The sequence below is a fragment of the Ensifer sp. Root142 genome, assembly GCF_001426785.1.
Lineage (GTDB): Bacteria > Pseudomonadota > Alphaproteobacteria > Rhizobiales > Rhizobiaceae > Ensifer > Ensifer canadensis.
The window spans coordinates 69,028-85,308 of sequence record NZ_LMFK01000016.1 but is presented as its reverse complement, the minus strand read 5'-3'; the positions used below and the strand labels follow the sequence as shown (position 1 = coordinate 85,308).

Below are 16,281 nucleotides of genomic sequence, written 5' to 3'. Positions count from 1 at the left end.
AGCGGTTTACCGAGATGGCGCGGGGTGGAGCAGCCCGGTAGCTCGTCAGGCTCATAACCTGAAGGCCGCAGGTTCAAATCCTGCCCCCGCAACCAAATCAAAAAAAAGCCCGCGAGACCGAAAGGTCCGCGGGCTTTTTGGCGTTCAGGGGCAAAGAAAACAAAACCGGCTAACCGCCAAACTCGCCCAAAACAAAGTCCAGGAAAACACGGACCTTCAAGGGCAAATGAATGCGAGACGCGTAAACCGCATACACGTGCGTCAACGGCAAAGGCTCGAACCAGCATCGTCTTGGAAGAGGGCGTCGGTTCTGACGGTTTTGACGGTCGCATCAGGCGCCGTAACATGGCGAGGATCCGGCATAGAGCATTTCTAGGAAAAGTGCGAAGCGGTTTCCGTGAGGAAATGCGTAAAAACAAAGAGATAGAGCGTTTGCGCGGTTCCGTCTAAATCGGAAGCCCCCTGGGATGTCGCTCTGATGAGCCAGGATGCGACCCGGCCTTGAAGGCGTCGGCGGCCACGCACCGGCGGCCGCACAAATCAACTCACTGTAAAATCTTGCACCGCTCAGCCTGTTGGACAGAGAAAACGCGTCAGCAGCAGGTGCAGCATCGGCGCCTCTTCCAGCGGCTTAAAACCCGGATCGACGGCGATGCGCCCGAAGATGCCGTCGATGATCGCTGCAATCCAGCGTGCGCCGCCCTCGGGATCGATGGCGGCATCGATCTGTCCGCGTTCATGCGCCGCTTTGATCACAGTGGCAAGGGCGGTGCGCAGGTCAGCGTCATTCGCCGCCACCAGTTCGCCGATGCGTTCGTCGCGCGTGGCCTCGGCGGCGATCTCCAGCGCCAGGCTGGAAAAGACCGGATCGGCCGCCAGCCGCAGGACAACGTCCATAAAACCCAGAAGGGCGGCAAAAAGATCCGACGCTTCATGGAGTTCACGGAAAAACTCCGCCGTTTCTTGACGTTCGACCTCCACGATCGCGGCGATGATGGCGTGTTTGGTCGGAAAGTAATGGAAGAGATTGCCCGGGCTCATGCCTGCCTCGGCGCAGATTTCCGCAGTCGAAGTGCCGTGGAATCCCTTACGGGCAAAACAGACGATTGCGGCGTCGAGGATGACTTGCCGCCTTGCGGCATGTTTTTCCGGGTCGATCTTGCGCATCGTGCCTGCTCCCAGTGGCCATCATTCTTTAATAGACTGATCGATCTCATATGCGATGCGGGTCTTGCAGAGTCAATAGAAGCGGTCTGGTGCCAAGAGCGCCATGTTCCCGCAATGCTTGCATGCGATCGCCTTACTATTGACGTGTTCAGCTGATGGAATTAGTAGATTGACTAATCGAAGAAATAATTCCTTCTGAACGCGATAATCAGGGACCTGTCGACGCGATGCGATCCTCAAGAGGATTGGTCGACATCCATTCCCGTCAGCGAAAGCCAACCAGAATGAGACGTTCCCCAGTTCTGAGCGCAGCAATTGCCACGTTCCTGCTTGCTGCCACTGCAGGCGAGCTGCTTGCCAACGAGGCTGCCGCATCGGTGGGCGCCGATGTCGCAGCCGCAACCCGCACCGTCTCGACGCTTGTGGCCGACAGGCAGCCACAGAAATGGATGCGGTCCTTTGCCGGCATCTTCGTCGCACGCGAAGAAATCGCCGTCGGCACGACGTTGACCGAGCAGCGGATCGCCAAGGTCGAGGTCGAGGTCGGCGATCGAGTGGTCGCCGGCCAGGTTCTTGCCCGACTGGAAACCGAGATGCTGGAAAACCTCCTGCGGGAAGCCGAAGGGCGCGTCGCCCGCACCAGTGCGGCGGTTGCTCAACAGGAAGAGACCGTTCGACAGGAAGAAAAGAAGCTCGACCGTGCACGCCAACTGCGGCACCTGAAAGCCGAGACTTTCCTTGAAGAGCGTGTTTCGGCAGTGGCCATCGCGCACGAGGCGGTCAAAGTCGCCCGCGCCGAGGACGCACAGGCTCAGGCGCTCCAGGCGGAGGCGCGGCGCAAGCTCGAACGCGCCGTGATCGTCGCCCCTTCCACCGGCATCGTTTCCGAGCGCCTTGCCCGCGCCGGTGCATTGGCCGGAACGGAACCGCTGATGCGGCTGATCCGTGACGGCGAGATCGAGCTTGCCGCTGAAATACCGGAAAGCGAGCTGCCCCTGCTTGCTGTCGGTCAGCAGGTGAAGGTCAAGCTTTCCGGACGCACGGACACGATCGAGGGTCATGTCCGGGTGATCAATCCGAAGATCGATAGCGAGACACGACTTGGCACGGCCAAGATTGCGCTCATGACCGACAAGCCGCCCTATGCCGGAACGTTCGGCCGCGCGGAAATCGTTGTTGCGGAACGTCCGGCCATCATGGTCGACGATTCCGCGCTGCTTTACGGCACGCCGGACGGAATGCCCTCAGTGTTCATTGTCGAGGACGGCAAGGTCAAGCGCAAGACCGTCCAGGCCGGGATGCGCCAGAACGGCAAGGTGGAGATCGTGTCGGGGCTAAATACCGGCGAACGCGTTGTTGCCAAGGCCGGCGTCTCTCTTCGTGAGGGTGAGGCCGTTGCCACCAAAGACATTGAACCCGCTCAGGCAGGCGCGCAGAAATGACCAGCAATATATCCGCCTGGGCGATCCGAAAGCCCGTACCGACGCTCGTCCTGTTCGTTGTTCTGACCCTTGTCGGCATCGCCTCGTTCCTGCGTCTGCCCGTCAACGCCAATCCGAGCGTGTCGTTTCCCGTCGTCACCGTGACAATCACCCAGCCGAGCGCCCAGCCGGCGGAAATGGAGACGCAGGTCACGCGGCGCGTCGAGGGGGTGGCCGCCGGCTTGGTCGGCGTCAACCACATTCGCTCGACGGTTACCAACGGTGTCTCGACAACGACGGTCGAGTTCAAGATCGGCACGGACCCTGACCGTGCCGCCAACGACGTGCGCGAAGCGGTCGCCCAGATCCGCTCCGATCTGCCGCAGTCGATCCAGGAACCGGTGGTCTCGCGCCTCGACGTTGATGGCAGCGCCATCATCTACTACACCGTGCGCGCACCCAACATGTCCGCGGTCGAGCTGTCGTGGTTCGTGGACGATACCTTGAACAGCGAGCTTCTGACGCTTCCGGGCGTCCAGAAGGTTCAGCGTCTCGGTGGCGTCAGCCGCGAAGTTCGCGTTTCCTTGGATCCGGAGCGCCTGCTGGCGCTTGGCGTGACGGCCGACCAGGTCAACACCGCGATGCGCGAGCTCAATACCAATGTCCCGAGCGGGCGTGGCGAGATCGGCGGGCGCGAGCAGTCGATCCGAACGATTGGCAGCGCCACCTCCGTCGAGGAGCTTTCGCGCCTGTCGATACCGATTTCGGGCGGCCGTTGGGTCCAGCTTTCGGATGTGGCGAAAATCGAGGACACCTCGTCCGAACCACGCAATTTTGCCCGGCTCGACGGCGAGCCGGTCGTCAGCTTCTCGGTGTCGCGCAGCAAGGGCGCGAGCGACACGGTGGTTGCCGATCGCGTTGCCACGCGGCTTGTGGAAATCCAGGCGCGTACACCCGGCGTCGAGATCAAGGAGTTGATCTCGCTGGTCGAGTACACCAAGGACAGCTACGACGCGGCGGTGACGGCGCTGCTCGAAGGGGCGGCGCTGACCGTCGTGGTCGTGTTCGCGTTCCTGCGCAATTGGCGGGCAACACTGATCTCGGCGCTGGCCATGCCGCTATCGATCCTGCCGACCTTCATGGTCATGGATCTGCTCGGCTTCACCTTGAACAGCATCAGTCTGCTGGCGCTGACGCTCGTCATCGGCATTCTGGTCGATGACGCCATCGTCGAGATCGAGAATATCGAGCGGCATGTGGACATGGGCAAACGGCCGTTCCTTGCCGCGATCGATGCCGCCGATGCGATCGGGCTGGCGATCGTGGCGACGACGCTGACGATCGTGGCGGTGTTTGCGCCCGTCAGCTTCATCGGCGGCGCCGTCGGACAATATTTCAAGCAGTTCGGCCTGACGGTCGCCATCGCTGTCCTGTTCTCGCTGGCGGTCGCCCGCCTGCTGACGCCGCTGATGGCGGCCTATCTGCTTCGTCCGAAGGCGGGGCATGGCCATGAGGTCAAGCGCTCGCGCATCGCCGATACCTATGTCCGGATGCTCGGCTGGACGCTCGATCATCGCAAGACGGCGCTTTCCATCGTTGCCCTGATCTTCGTCGGTTCGATCGCGCTCCTGACCATGTTGCCGACCGGCTTCATACCGGGGAGCGACAGCAACCTCTCGACCTTGAAGGTCACTCTGCCGCCGGGCACGCGGCTCGAGGAAACGGCGCGTGTTTCGGATGAGCTGACGCGCAAGATCAAAGCGCGGCCGGAGGTCGACAGCGCGCTTGCGACTGCCGACAGCCTCAACCGGGTCGACCTGCTGATCAAGCTTCGTCCGCGCAAGGAGCGTGCGCTCGGCCGCAAGGCGTTCGAGCTTTCTTTGCGGCCGCTGCTTGCGGAGACGCCGGATATCCAGGCGACCTTTGCGTCCGACCAGGGCGCCAAGGATCTGTCGATCTATCTGACCAGTGATGACGCGGAGGCATTGACCCAGGCCGTGCGCCAGCTCGAAAACGAGATGCGGGCGATGCCGGGCCTTGTCAACGTCCAGTCGACCGAGCCCTTGCTGTCGCCTGAGCTGTTGGTGAAGCCTCGCCTCGACGAGGCTGCCCGGCTTGGCGTCTCGGTAACGTCGATCGGCACGGTCGCGCGCATTGCCACGATGGGCGATAGCGAAAGCAATTCGGCACGGTTCAATCTCGGCAACCGGCAGGTGCCAATCCGGGTGATGCTCGACGAAACCGCGCGGGCGGATTTCGACACGTTGCGAAATTTGCGCGTCGGCACCAACTCCGGCAAGCTGGTGCCGCTGACATCGGTGGCTGACATTTCCTTTGGCGCGGAGGAGGGCAGCGTCGAACGCCTCAACCGCAAACGCCTGATGGCGGTGGAGGCCAATCTGAACGGCATCACGCTTGGCACGGCATTCGAGGCAGTTTCAGCCCTGCCGGCCATGACCAAGATGCCGGCGGGGGTTTCGCAGGCCAGTTACGGCGAAGCCGAATACATGTCGGAAATGTTTCGCAATTTCGCGCTTGCTCTGCTTGCCGGCATCCTGATGGTCACCGCGGTGCTCGTGCTCCTATTCAAGGACTTCCTGCAGCCGATCACCATCCTGATTGCCCTGCCGTTGTCGATCGGCGGCGCTGCGCTGGCACTCATCCTGTTTGGGGCGGCGCTCGATCTGTCCTCGACCATCGGTATCCTGATGCTGATGGGCATCGTCTGCAAGAACTCGATCCTGCTGGTCGACCATGCGATCGTCTGCCGCAAGGAAGGGGCGGACCGGCGAACGGCCTTGCTGACGGCGGGCACGACCCGTGCACGGCCGATCATCATGACGACGATCGCCATGGTCGCCGGCATGGTGCCGGCGGCGATCGGCGTTGGTGCGGATGCAGCCTTCCGCGCGCCGATGGCGATCGCCGTGATCGGCGGCTTGATCACATCGACGATGCTGAGCCTCGTCTTCGTGCCGGTGATGTTCACGGTGATGGATGATGTCAGCGTTCGCCTGGGGCGCCGGCTGAAGCGGCTGTCATCGGTAACAGATGAGGACAAGATCGCTGATGCCGCGCGCAAAGGCCGCCCGCTCGCATCTGGCTCTTCCCATTGAGCCGACCGGCCTATTCGAAATAGTTGACGAGCCGCGTTTCGCCGACGGCGTGAACGCGGCAGTCGACGTCGAAGATCGCCTGCAGGCGCGACGGCTCGATCATCTCCTTCGGTGCGCCCTCGAAGGCGAGCTTGCCGTCGCGCATGGCGACGATGCGATCCGAATAGGCGGAGGCGAAGTTGATGTCGTGCAGCACGACGACAACGGTCTTGGCGAAATCGTCGGCCAGGCGCCGCAGCAGCTTCATCGTCTCGACGGCATGTTTCATGTCGAGATTGTTGAGCGGCTCGTCGAACAGCATGTAATCGGTATCCTGGCAGAGCACCATGGCGATGAAGGCGCGCTGGCGCTGGCCGCCCGATAGCTCGTCGAGGAACCGGTGTTCCAGGAAGTGCAGGCCAACATAGGCGATCGAGCGCTCGATATGCTCGACGTCAACCGCCGTCAGGCGACCCTTCGAATAGGGATAGCGGCCGAAGGCGACGAGATCGCGCACACTGAGGCGCGCGGTGATGTGGTTGTCCTGGCGCATGATCGACAGGCGCCGGGCGAGCACGTCGCCGGCGGTCCTGCTGACATCGAGCCCGTCGACCAGAACCTGTCCCTCATCCATTGGTATCAGCCGGCTGACGATCGACAGCAGCGTCGATTTGCCGGCGCCGTTCGGGCCGATGATCGAAGTGAGGCCGCCGGCCGGCAAGGTCATCGAGACCCGGTCGACGACCGCATTGCTGCCATAGGATTTGGTCACGTCGCGGATTTCGATCATCGGGCGGAGCCTCGAACAAGCAGGAAGATGAAGACAAGACCACCGACAAATTCGATGACGATGCTGAGCGCGGTGTTGAAAGCGAACAGCCGCTCCAGGATCACCTGGCCGCCGACGAGCGTGACGATGGCCAGGCACACGGCAATCGGCAGCACGAAGCGATGGCTGGCCGTCGGGGTGATCTGCCAGGCGAGGCTGGCGACCAGAAGACCGAAGAACGTCACCGGGCCGACAAGCGCGGTGGAGACGGAAACGAGAACGGCGATGAGCACGAGCAGGATGGTAAGGGTGCGGTGATGGTCGACACCGAGCCCGATGGCGCTTTCGCGGCCGAGTGACAGCACGTCGAAGGTTGGGAACAGCCGCCAGAGAACGAAGGTAACTGCTGCGACGGCGACGGCGGAAATGCCGAGAAGGTCGGCGTTGACCGTGTTGAAGCTGGCAAACAGCCGGTCCTGTAGCACCACGAATTCGTTGGGATCGAGGATCCGCTGCAGGAAGGACGAAAGGCTGCGAAACAGCCCGCCGAGGATGATGCCGACCAGCATCAGGAGATGCAGGCTGCGGGTGCCTCCGGAAAACAGCGCCCGGAACAGGAGTACGGAAAAACCGACCATCGCCGCGGCTTCGATGATGAACTGAAACCGCGGGTCGACGGCGGTGGCGCCGGCGGCTCCGAGGAAGAACACCATGACCGTCTGCAGCAGCGCATACATCGCATCGAAGCCGATGATCGATGGCGTCAGGATGCGGTTGCCGGAGATCGTCTGGAACAGGATGGTCGAGACGGCGATCGCATAGGCGACGAGAACCATGCCCGCAAGTTTGGTGCCGCGGAAGGAGAGGATGAAGGCCCAGCTTCCCCTGGCACCGAGTGTCATGAAGGCCAGCATCGACAGGAGCGCGAGCATAGCTGTGACGAGCAGCATGCCGGAGGGTGAAACCCTTTTAATGTCAGCCTGCATGGGCGCGCCTCGAAAGCAGCAGATAGAGGAAGACGACGCTGCCGACGACGCCCATGACCGTTCCGACCGGGATCTCGTAGGGCGCAATCACGATGCGGCCGACGATGTCGCAGGCGAGCACCAGCCCGGCCCCGGTTGCGGCGATCAACGGCAGGGTGCGCCTGAGATTGTCGCCGACCAAGAGGCTGATGATGTTCGGCACAATCAGTCCGAGGAACGGCACCATGCCGACGGTGGCAACGACCGTGGCCGTCACCATCGAAACGATGCCAAGGCCGAGCGTCACCACCTTGTTGAAGTCGAGGCCGACATTGCGGGCGATCTCCTCGCCCATGCCGATGACGGTAAAACGGGCAGCGGTGACATAGGCGATCAACGTCAGAACAAGTGCGATCCACAGCAACTCGTAACGACCGCGCAGTACGCCGGAGAAATCGCCTGACATCCACGCCCCCATCGACTGCATCATGTCGTAGCGATAGGCAACGAAGGTGGTGACGGCGCTGATGACGCCGCCGAGCATGATGCCGACCAGTGGCACCATCAGCGCCGAGCGCAACGGGATCTGGCGCAGGATTTTTAGAAACAACGCCGTACCGGCGAGCGCGGTGAGCGCCGCGACGCCCATCTTGGCGGCGACCGGCAGAGTGGGCGCAAAGATCATCGTCAGCAGCATGCCAAGGGCGGCGGATTCGGCGGTGCCTGCGGTCGATGGTTCGACGAAGCGGTTGCGGGCGAGCATCTGCATGATGGTGCCGGCGACGGCGAGACCGGTTCCGGCGAGCATCAGTGCGAGTGTGCGCGGCACCCGGCTTTCGACGATTAACAGCCAGCCGCGACCATCGCTCTCAAGTCCTGAAGCGAGGCTGCCGACGCCGGTCATGACGCTGATGACGGCAAGCACAAAGATGACGGGAACGGCAATCAGAAGTGGTTTCATCGATCGGTCTTTAGGCGCGCCGGCGTTTTGGTGAATGGCTCTTCTTTGTCGACTTGTTGCCGTTCATTCTTCCGTCGCCTCCAAGCAGCTTGGGACAGGTTTTGTTTGCGTCTTTCCCGGCACCGCTAAAAGCTTGCCCCGCCCAGCGCCGGATTGGAGCTGAGCTTCATTCATATATATGACATGGCTAGTCAAGTTTCGTCGCATCCGCTGCGGCAGTTCGCTCGACGTCGCCGATGCCAGCGCAGGCTGGCCTGTGGATCGGTCCAGGACATTTTTGGTGGCGCTCGCACACGTTCATGGGCCGCGGTTTGGCGCACGGCATTTGCAAGGACGGCAAACGGCCTTGTTGCCCTCTTTGGAAAATCGCGCTAGGACGATCGAAAAGATGAGGGAAAAAGTCATGAATATATCTCTGTTTTCTAATGGTCTTCGTAGTGTTGCAGTCGCTGCCGTCCTGGCTCTGGCGCCTGCCGCAAGCGCTGAAACGTTGAAGATCGAGCACAGCAGCGGTACGACGGATGTCGAAAAGAATCCGAAGACCGTGCTGGTTTATGACTTCGGAATGCTGGAAACGCTAGACATGCTCGGCATTCCCGTGGCGGGCGTTCCCGGCTCTGCGATCCCGCCGTCACTCGAAAAATACAAGTCCGACACCTATCCGAAGATCGGCACGCTGTTCGAGCCCGACTACGAGGCGGTCAATGCCGCCGAACCGGATTTGATCATCGTCGGTGGTCGTTCGCAGTCGAAATATGCCGAGCTTGCCAAGCTCGCGCCGACCATCGACCTCACCTCCGACGACAAGGATCTGATCGGCAGCGTCAAGAAGAACGCCGCTATTCTCGGCCTCATCTTCGGCAAGGAAGCGGAGATCAAGGCAGCTTCGGAGAAACTCGACGCCTCGATCGAAAAGCTGCAGGGTGTTGCCAAGGGTGCCGGCACCGGCCTCGTGCTGCTGACGACCGGCGGCAAGATCAGCGCCTATGGCAAGGGTTCGCGGTTCGGCGAAATCCACGACATCTTCGGTGTGGAACCGGCTGATCCGAAGCTGCAGGTCGCGACGCATGGCCAGGCCGTTTCCTACGAATATATCCTCGAGACCAATCCGGACTGGATCTTCGTCGTCGACCGCGACGCGGCGATCGGCCAGGAAGGCCAGCCGGCCGCAGCGCTGCTCGACAACGAGCTGGTGCGCCAGACCAAGGCCTGGAAGAACGAGCGGGTCGTCTATCTCGATTCCGCCAAGCTCTACCTGACGAGTTCGGGCCTGAAGTCCGAGCAGGATATCGTCGATCAGCTCACCGAAGCACTGAGCAAGAAGTAGGCTTGAGGTTCCGATAAGGGCGGTAGGAGCAATCATGGCGCCTTTTCTCTTTCATTGGCCTGCCCACCGACCCCATGCAGTGTGGAGAAGAACATGTTGAAAGCCACGAGCGGTATTACCACCGCGCGCGCGTCGCAATACCTGCAGCAGCTGTCCAAGCATTTCGCCCACAAGACGACGGTCGAATATACCGAGACGGATTCTGTGGCGACGATAGGGGCGAGCACCGCGCGCATGACGGCGCGCGGCGATCAGCTATCTTTCGTCGCGGAATCACCGGATGCCGAGGCGCTGGCGGAATGTAAGGACGTCATCGAACGCCACATCATCCGCTTCGCATTTCGCGAGGAGCTGACGTCGCTCGACTGGTCCGAAACCGCCGAGTGAGCGGTCGGCCACCTCGCAATCGATATATTTAATGCTTGATCCGTGAACCTGTTTCGCCCGGCCTGTTCGATCGCGACTGCAGGTGCGCCGATATGCCTGATGGCAGGGACGGCTGAAGCAGGGGTGGCGCGGTCGGCAGGCGCACGGATGCATCAAGCGCTCGTTTCGGCGACACCAACACTCTCTGCGGCGGCGGGATCGATACCGGCGTTTGCTCCGGTTCGGGAACCTCGTCCTGCTGCGGCGTTTGCAGGGCTGCCTTCAGACGTATGACGGCTTCCTGCGCCTTGAGCTTGCAGCGCACATGATCCGGATCGTCGGAAAGGATATCCTCGAAGCTGCTGAAGATGCTGAGGGCCTCTTCGCCTCGGCCCGTCGCGCAGAGGGCGACGCCGAGCTTGTAGCGCACGAGGCTTACGAGCGGATGGCGGGCCAGCAGGGCCTCGAAGGTCTCGGCCGCTTCAGCGTAGTGCCCTTGCGCCATCTGGCTGTCGCCGAGCCGATGCTGGATCTTGCCAGCGCCCGGCATCGTTGCAAGCAGGCTTCTGTAAAGATATTCGGCCTCGTCGTGCTCGCCCTTGTCGTCGAAAAGCTGGGCGAGGCCGTAGCGAGCCCGGGTGTGTGTCGGCACGGTGTGGATGACCTGCCGGTAGCCGGGTTCCGCCTTGTCCAGTCGCCCCTGGCTGTGCAGTTCCACCGCGCGCTCGTAGACATGTTCGATGCTGCGCGGGTTGAGGCAGTTGCGCAGATTGCGGCCTGATCGCGTTTTGACACGCATGCTGCGAATGCGGCGCTCTTCAACCCCGAAGGAATATTTGTAGGCTTCGTTGCCGCGCAGGAAATCGTAGACCCGATATCCCCAGGCGATCGCATTGCGAATGGCAAAGCCGTGCAGCAGAAGCCCCGGGGAAGGGGTCGTCCACGTCTCGTCGCGGCCGGTGATGTAGAACAGGACGGTCTTCTTCTGCCGGTCGAGCAGATTGGCAAGCACGCCGAGCGGCTGGTCCTGATACCACAGAACGGGAACATCGAGCGCGCCCTGGTTAAAGGCGTCCAGCAGCATCTCACGTGTGAACGTGATTAGCCGATCGACCTTGCTGCCTTTGCGCTCTGCCCATTTGATGCGCCACAGCCGGAACAGCGTGTCGAGGTCTCTTTCGATCGTGTCTTTTGTCGCGTGGGTAATGCGGTAATCGGGTGATGCCTCGACCATCCGCATGAAGCGACGCAGCTTCTGCCGCGTCTGGGCGCTCATATGCGTGGCGAGATAGTCCTCCCAGCTTTCGGGCAGGTTCACATAGGGGCAGATCGTATTGTCGATATTGTCGGGATTGCTGCGCTCGTTGCTGGTCTGGACGAACTGGTCTTCGGGAAAGGCGCCGAGCAGACGATCGAGCCGCGAAGAGGCCGTAGAGAAATAATCGAACGTGAGGGTCGTCCAGTTCTCCTTGCCGATGTGGGCAGAAAAGGTATCGGCCGCAGCATCCTCCAGGCCGGGCCGGCACAGGAAGCCGGTATAGTCGGCGCCATAGTTGCCGGCCATCCGGATCTCGTCGCAGAAAAGCTTGGTCGTGTCGTCCTGGTAGGTCGACACTTTCAATGGCAGGAAGGCGCAATACCGCCCATCGTCTTCCTGCTTGAGGGCAAGAATGAACCAGCGGTGTCGGTGCGACAGATATTTCTGCAGCCACTCCCAGGAAAGAAATAGATGAGCTTCCGGGTCTTCTAGGTAGATCAGATCCCAATCTTCGCGAACTTTCTCAAAATATTCTAAAGTATCAATAATATCTATTTTCATAACGCCCTCTTACGCAACTGAGAAGTATTTTTAGTTTAGCGTATTTCAAGCCAGAATTTCTTCGAAACAACTTTAGCTTATAGTCAATATTTAGCCATTATATACCAAGGATATTATCCGAATGCAGGATGTCGCCTGCCGGCTGTGGCAATCTCGTCTAGATCGAACGCTCGTCGAAGTTCGGCCGTGAGCGAATGAAGGCCCAGAGGCTCTTGCTGATTTCGGTGATCTCCTGGATGGCGGCTTCGAGCCGCTCCAGTTCCCGGGCGTCCAGTTGCTCGACCTTGCCGTAGCGAATGTCCTTGTCGCCCTCGACCAGGCGCATCAGCTGTGTACTGGAGATCTCGCCCTGCTCGTCGAAGGAATAGATGCAGTGATTGTATTTGTTGCGCATCTTCGACTGCTGTTTCAGCCGGTCCATGATCGAAAGAACGCTGTCGCGCGTGTCGACCGGCGTGACCGGCAGCTTGGCCAGGCGCTCGGTCAGATCGATGCGGGCGCGCGTCGTGTTCAAGGTCAGAAAGACCACGATCGCCCGCTCCTTGTCGACATTCAACAGGTGGGCGATGATATAGATCAGCAGGCTTTCGGTATTGGTCCAGACATAGTTGAGGCGGCCGACAAGCAGAAGCACCTCGTGGATCGCTGCCATCGAACGTCTCCTCTGTGCGCCATCGATGACGCGCTGCCATTGCCGGCGCAAACCATTTTGACGGAAATGACCGAGCCTTCAAGGCGTTGGCAGATTGCTGGTGAAACAGCGAAAGCTGCCGCCCCATTCTGCTTAGCCCCTTCGTCATCCCCACCCCCCGTACTTCGCCTCAGGTTTCCTTGAAGGCGCGTGACATGCTGTCGGTGATCGGCTTTGTCAGATACTCGAAGAACGTGCGCTCCGACGTCGTGATCAACACTTCCGCCGGCATGCCCGGCACCGGATGGAAGCCGTGGATGCGGTGGATCTCGCTGACGGGAACCTCGACGCGGACGATATAGACATCGCGCTGCTGGCCGCCGCTCACTTCTTCAACCGAGTCCGCCGAGACGTAGAAGACCTTGCCGCTCAGCACCGGAGTCGTGCGGCGGTTGAGCGCCGAGAGACGGATGGTCGCATCCTCGCCCACCCGCAACTGATCGATCGAGGTTCGCAGCACCTGCGCTTCGATGATCAGCGGCACATTGGCCGGCAGGATTTCCATGATCGGCTTGCCGGTCGCGATCACCCCTCCGGCGGTATGGAAATAGCTGCGCACCACTGTGCCGTCGACGGGCGAACGGATGGTGGCGCGGCCGAGAACTTCGCTTGCCTCGCGCAACTGCTCGCGCACGCCATCGAGATCGGCTTCTGCGGCCTCAAGCCCATCGAGCGCCGCCTGCTTGTTGGCGTTGACGGCAATGACCGCCTCCTGGCGATAGCGGTCGATCTGCGACAGGCTCTCCTTGACCTCGGCGTCGAGCCTGCCGATCTCGCCCATCGCATCGGCCGCGGCGCGGTCGAGCGCCATCAGTTCGGATTTCTTGGTCAGTCCACCTTGGACAAGCTTGCTCTTGGCGTCCCGCTCCTCGTTGAGGATATCCAGCTGCTTGTTGAACGATTCCTGCTGGCGCTGGTAGCCCTGGGCTCGGAACTCCAGCGACCTGATGTTCTGGTCGATGAGGTTCAGCTGGTCGTCGAGCTTGATCTTCTTGCTGTGAAAATTGACGTTCTGGCTCTCGATGATCGCGTGGATATCCGGATCGCTGGCCTCGTTCTTGACGATGTCGGGGATCTTGAATGTATCGCTGCCCATGGCTTCGGCACGCAGCCGTGCGACCACCGCCTCGAGACGCAGGCGTTTGAGGTTGAGGGCGCGCTCGTTGGCGCGCGACGGCGTCTGGTCGAGCTTGACCAGGATATCGCCGGTCTTGACCTTGTCGCCTTCGGCCACCAGCATCTGCTCGATGATGCCGCCTTCGAGGTGCTGAATGATCTTGTTGTTGCCGTTGGCGACGAAACTGCCCTGGGCGATAATTGCCGCTGCCAGAGGGGCTGCGAAGGCCCAGTAGCCGAAGCCGCCGAATGAAGCGACGATCAACGCGAGGCCGACCATGCTGTGCAGCTTGATCGATCGCGGCACCTCCGAGTACCACTCGACGGCATGTTCTTCGGCGGCATTCTTCTTCTCGCGGCTCATGGTCATTCTCCGGCGATACGGGGTGCGGACTTTTCGTCCTTCGGCTTGGCGCCGATGGCTGCAAGCACGTCATTGCGCGCACCGAACATGGCAACGGTTCCCTCGTTCAGAAGCATGATCTTGTCGACGCATTGCAGCAAGGAGGGACGCTGGGTGATGGTCACGGTGGTGATGCCCTGCTTCTTGGCATGCACCAGTGCGCGGGCAAGCGCTGCCTCACCATTGGTGTCGAGATTGGAATTGGGCTCGTCCAGCACCACGAATTTTGGGTTGCCGAAGAAGGCGCGTGCCAGCGCAATGCGTTGCTTCTGGCCCCCCGAGAGCGGCGCACCGTCCGCAGCGACGATCGTCTCGTAGCCCTGCGGGAACGACGCGATCAACTCGTGCACGTCGGCGAGTACGGCCGCTTCGAAGATCGCGCTGTCTTCGACATCGTCGCGCATGCGCGAGATGTTGGCCTTGATCGTGCCGGGAAACAGCTGCACGTCCTGCGGCAGATAGCCGATGCTTTCGCCGAACTGCCGCTGGTCCCAGTTTCTCAAATCCATGAGATCGAGGCGGACATTGCCTGAGGTCGGCACGATCGAACCGACGAGCATCTTGCCGAGCGTCGTCTTGCCGGAGCCGGAATTACCGATAACCGCAAGCGACTCCCCCTTGTTGAGCGAGAAGGAGATGCCGTTGAGGATCACGCGCTTCTGCGGCGGCGGCACGAAGAGGATGCGTTCGACATCGAGCCGGCCCTCCGGGTTCGGCAGTCGCAGGCGCGGAAAGTTCAAGGGCGAGTTGACCAGCAACTGCTTGATCCGGCCATAGGCGGCACGTGAATGATTGAGCTGGTTCCAACCCTCGATTGCCCCTTCGACCGGCGCAAGCGCCCGCCCCGAGATGATCGAGGCAGCAATGACCATGCCGCCGGTGAGGTGCCCGTCCATCGACAGATGCGCGCCCCAGCCAAGCAGGGCGACCTGGGTGAACATGCGCACCGCCTTTGATGCCCCGGTAAAGATGATGCTGCGGTCCTGGGCATAGACTTGCGATTTCAGCGAACCGGCAGTCTCGCGGCCCCACATCTTTACTGCTTCCGGGATCATCGCCAGTGCGTTGATGATCTGTGAGTTGCGCGACATCGAATCCAGGTGGAAATTGGCGCGGCTGAGGAAGGCGTTGGCCTCGCTGAAGGGCTGCGACGTCGCCTTCTGATTGAGATACGCGATCACGAACAGCACCACGCAGCACATGATGACGATCAACCCGAGCTGCGGCTGGATCATATAGACGACCACCACGAAGAACGGCATCAGCGGCGCGTCGAGGAACGAGATCAGGGTGCCGGAGACGATGAAGGAGCGCAGTTGCTGGAGGTCGCTCAACACCTGATAGTCGCGACCGTTGCCGTGCAGTGACGCTCTCGCGGCCGCACTCAAGATAGGCGCGCCGAGCTGGACCTCCATTTCGACGGCAGTGCGCATCAGGATGAAGCGGCGGATGGAATCGAGGATGACCTGCAGGACGATGGCACCGAGCACGGCGATCGTCAGCATCACCAGCGTATCCTGCGAGCGGCTGGTCAGCACCCGATCGGAGATCTGGAAGAGGTAGATCGGAATGGCAAGGACCAGAACGTTGATCGCGATGGTAAACGCGATGACGATCATCATGTTGCGGCGGACGACGGCCATACCGTTGCGCAGGCTGGCGGCAAAATTGACCGGTCCCATGCGCTTGTGGAAGGTGTGCTTGTCGCCACCACCACCACCGCCGCCATCGGTCGGGGCGCCGCCGCCGTCGCGGACGGCCGGACGGCGGTCATTCTCTTTCAGCGGGCCTGGATCGTTGTCGATCGTCTGCGGGAGAGCGCGACCCGGTCGGCCCTTCAATTCATCGGCCGGGTCGCTGTCGTTGCCACGACGATGTGCTTGCTGCTGCGCAGTCGAGCTGTTTTCCGGCAGTTCCGCCGGCGCCGCCTTTGCGATCGGCATCTCGGCGATTGCCGCGACGACCGGCGCTGCCTGACGCTCAACTTCCTCCAGCGGTGCGCTTTCGCGGTCTTGCCACCGGGCGCCGTCGCGCCTTGGGCCGAAGTGATAACTGGCCTGCTTCTTCTCGGTATGGCGGATGGGGTTTGCCATCGAGCGGGCGAGGGCGAGAAACTCTGCGTCGGAATCGTCTTGGTCGCGGGGGGCGGGGGCATCGGCGAGTTTCGCGGGTTCCGACATC

The 16,281-nt window shown here is 61.3% G+C and carries 12 protein-coding genes and 1 tRNA gene; 5 read left to right on the top strand and 8 right to left on the bottom strand.

Going from position 1 to position 16,281, the window contains the following annotated elements:
* The first annotated feature begins 18 nt into the window (after positions 1 to 18).
* Positions 19 to 95: transfer RNA gene (locus tag ASD52_RS18715), tRNA-Met, on the top strand.
* A gap of 472 nt (positions 96 to 567) precedes the next feature.
* On the opposite strand, the gene ASD52_RS18710 is transcribed toward ASD52_RS18715, so the two are convergent.
* A complete protein-coding gene (locus ASD52_RS18710; protein ID WP_025424976.1) occupies positions 568 to 1,167 on the bottom strand; it encodes a TetR/AcrR family transcriptional regulator in 600 nt (199 codons plus the stop codon).
* A gap of 284 nt (positions 1,168 to 1,451) precedes the next feature.
* Here ASD52_RS18710 and ASD52_RS18705 point away from each other — a divergent pair, with 284 nt between their 5' ends.
* Positions 1,452 to 2,609 carry an efflux RND transporter periplasmic adaptor subunit gene (locus ASD52_RS18705; RefSeq protein WP_025424975.1) on the top strand — a complete coding sequence of 386 codons (1,158 nt, stop codon included), beginning with the start codon at positions 1,452 to 1,454 and terminating at the stop codon, positions 2,607 to 2,609.
* A complete protein-coding gene (locus ASD52_RS18700; RefSeq protein ID WP_057225145.1) occupies positions 2,606 to 5,704 on the top strand; it encodes an efflux RND transporter permease subunit in 3,099 nt (1,032 codons plus the stop codon). Before ASD52_RS18705 ends, ASD52_RS18700 begins: the two co-directional genes overlap by 4 nt.
* A 10-nt stretch (positions 5,705 to 5,714) precedes the next feature.
* Here the strand turns inward: ASD52_RS18700 and ASD52_RS18695 are convergent, their stop codons facing one another.
* From ASD52_RS18695 to ASD52_RS18685, 3 genes are read right to left on the bottom strand one after another with little or no spacing between them, the layout of a single operon-like run.
* Positions 5,715 to 6,473 (bottom strand): ATP-binding cassette domain-containing protein, encoded by a 759-nt coding sequence (locus ASD52_RS18695; RefSeq protein ID WP_025424973.1) that lies wholly within the window; start codon positions 6,471 to 6,473, stop codon positions 5,715 to 5,717.
* Positions 6,470 to 7,438, bottom strand: a complete 969-nt coding sequence (locus tag ASD52_RS18690; RefSeq protein WP_025424972.1) for an iron chelate uptake ABC transporter family permease subunit — start codon at positions 7,436 to 7,438, stop codon at positions 6,470 to 6,472. The genes ASD52_RS18695 and ASD52_RS18690 overlap by 4 nt, the downstream gene beginning before the upstream one ends.
* A complete protein-coding gene (locus ASD52_RS18685) occupies positions 7,428 to 8,378 on the bottom strand; it encodes an iron chelate uptake ABC transporter family permease subunit (RefSeq protein WP_025424971.1) in 951 nt (316 codons plus the stop codon). The genes ASD52_RS18690 and ASD52_RS18685 overlap by 11 nt, the downstream gene beginning before the upstream one ends.
* Positions 8,379 to 8,781: 403 nt before the next feature.
* On the opposite strand from ASD52_RS18685, the gene ASD52_RS18680 reads away from it, so the two are divergent.
* Together ASD52_RS18680 and ASD52_RS18675 are read left to right on the top strand one after the other, a co-directional pair.
* Positions 8,782 to 9,705, top strand: a complete 924-nt coding sequence (locus ASD52_RS18680) for a siderophore ABC transporter substrate-binding protein (protein WP_025424970.1) — start codon at positions 8,782 to 8,784, stop codon at positions 9,703 to 9,705.
* Between the two features lie 93 nt (positions 9,706 to 9,798).
* On the top strand, positions 9,799 to 10,092 hold the full coding sequence (locus ASD52_RS18675) for a DUF2218 domain-containing protein (protein WP_057221597.1): 294 nt from the start codon (positions 9,799 to 9,801) through the stop codon (positions 10,090 to 10,092).
* A 28-nt stretch (positions 10,093 to 10,120) separates the two neighbouring features.
* On the opposite strand, the gene ASD52_RS18670 is transcribed toward ASD52_RS18675, so the two are convergent.
* The 4 genes from ASD52_RS18670 to ASD52_RS18655 form a co-directional block, all read right to left on the bottom strand.
* The gene (locus tag ASD52_RS18670) at positions 10,121 to 11,890 is read right to left on the bottom strand and encodes a GNAT family N-acetyltransferase (RefSeq protein ID WP_025424968.1); all 1,770 of its coding nucleotides are present in this window, start codon (positions 11,888 to 11,890) and stop codon (positions 10,121 to 10,123) included.
* 157 nt (positions 11,891 to 12,047) lie between these two features.
* A complete protein-coding gene (locus ASD52_RS18665; RefSeq protein WP_025424967.1) occupies positions 12,048 to 12,542 on the bottom strand; it encodes a hypothetical protein in 495 nt (164 codons plus the stop codon).
* Between the two features lie 169 nt (positions 12,543 to 12,711).
* Positions 12,712 to 14,061, bottom strand: a complete 1,350-nt coding sequence (locus ASD52_RS18660; protein ID WP_025424966.1) for an HlyD family type I secretion periplasmic adaptor subunit — start codon at positions 14,059 to 14,061, stop codon at positions 12,712 to 12,714.
* A 2-nt stretch (positions 14,062 to 14,063) separates the two neighbouring features.
* Positions 14,064 to 16,280, bottom strand: coding sequence for a type I secretion system permease/ATPase (locus tag ASD52_RS18655; RefSeq protein ID WP_162174740.1), 2,217 nt, complete (start codon positions 16,278 to 16,280; stop codon positions 14,064 to 14,066).
* Position 16,281: the final 1 nt, after the last annotated feature.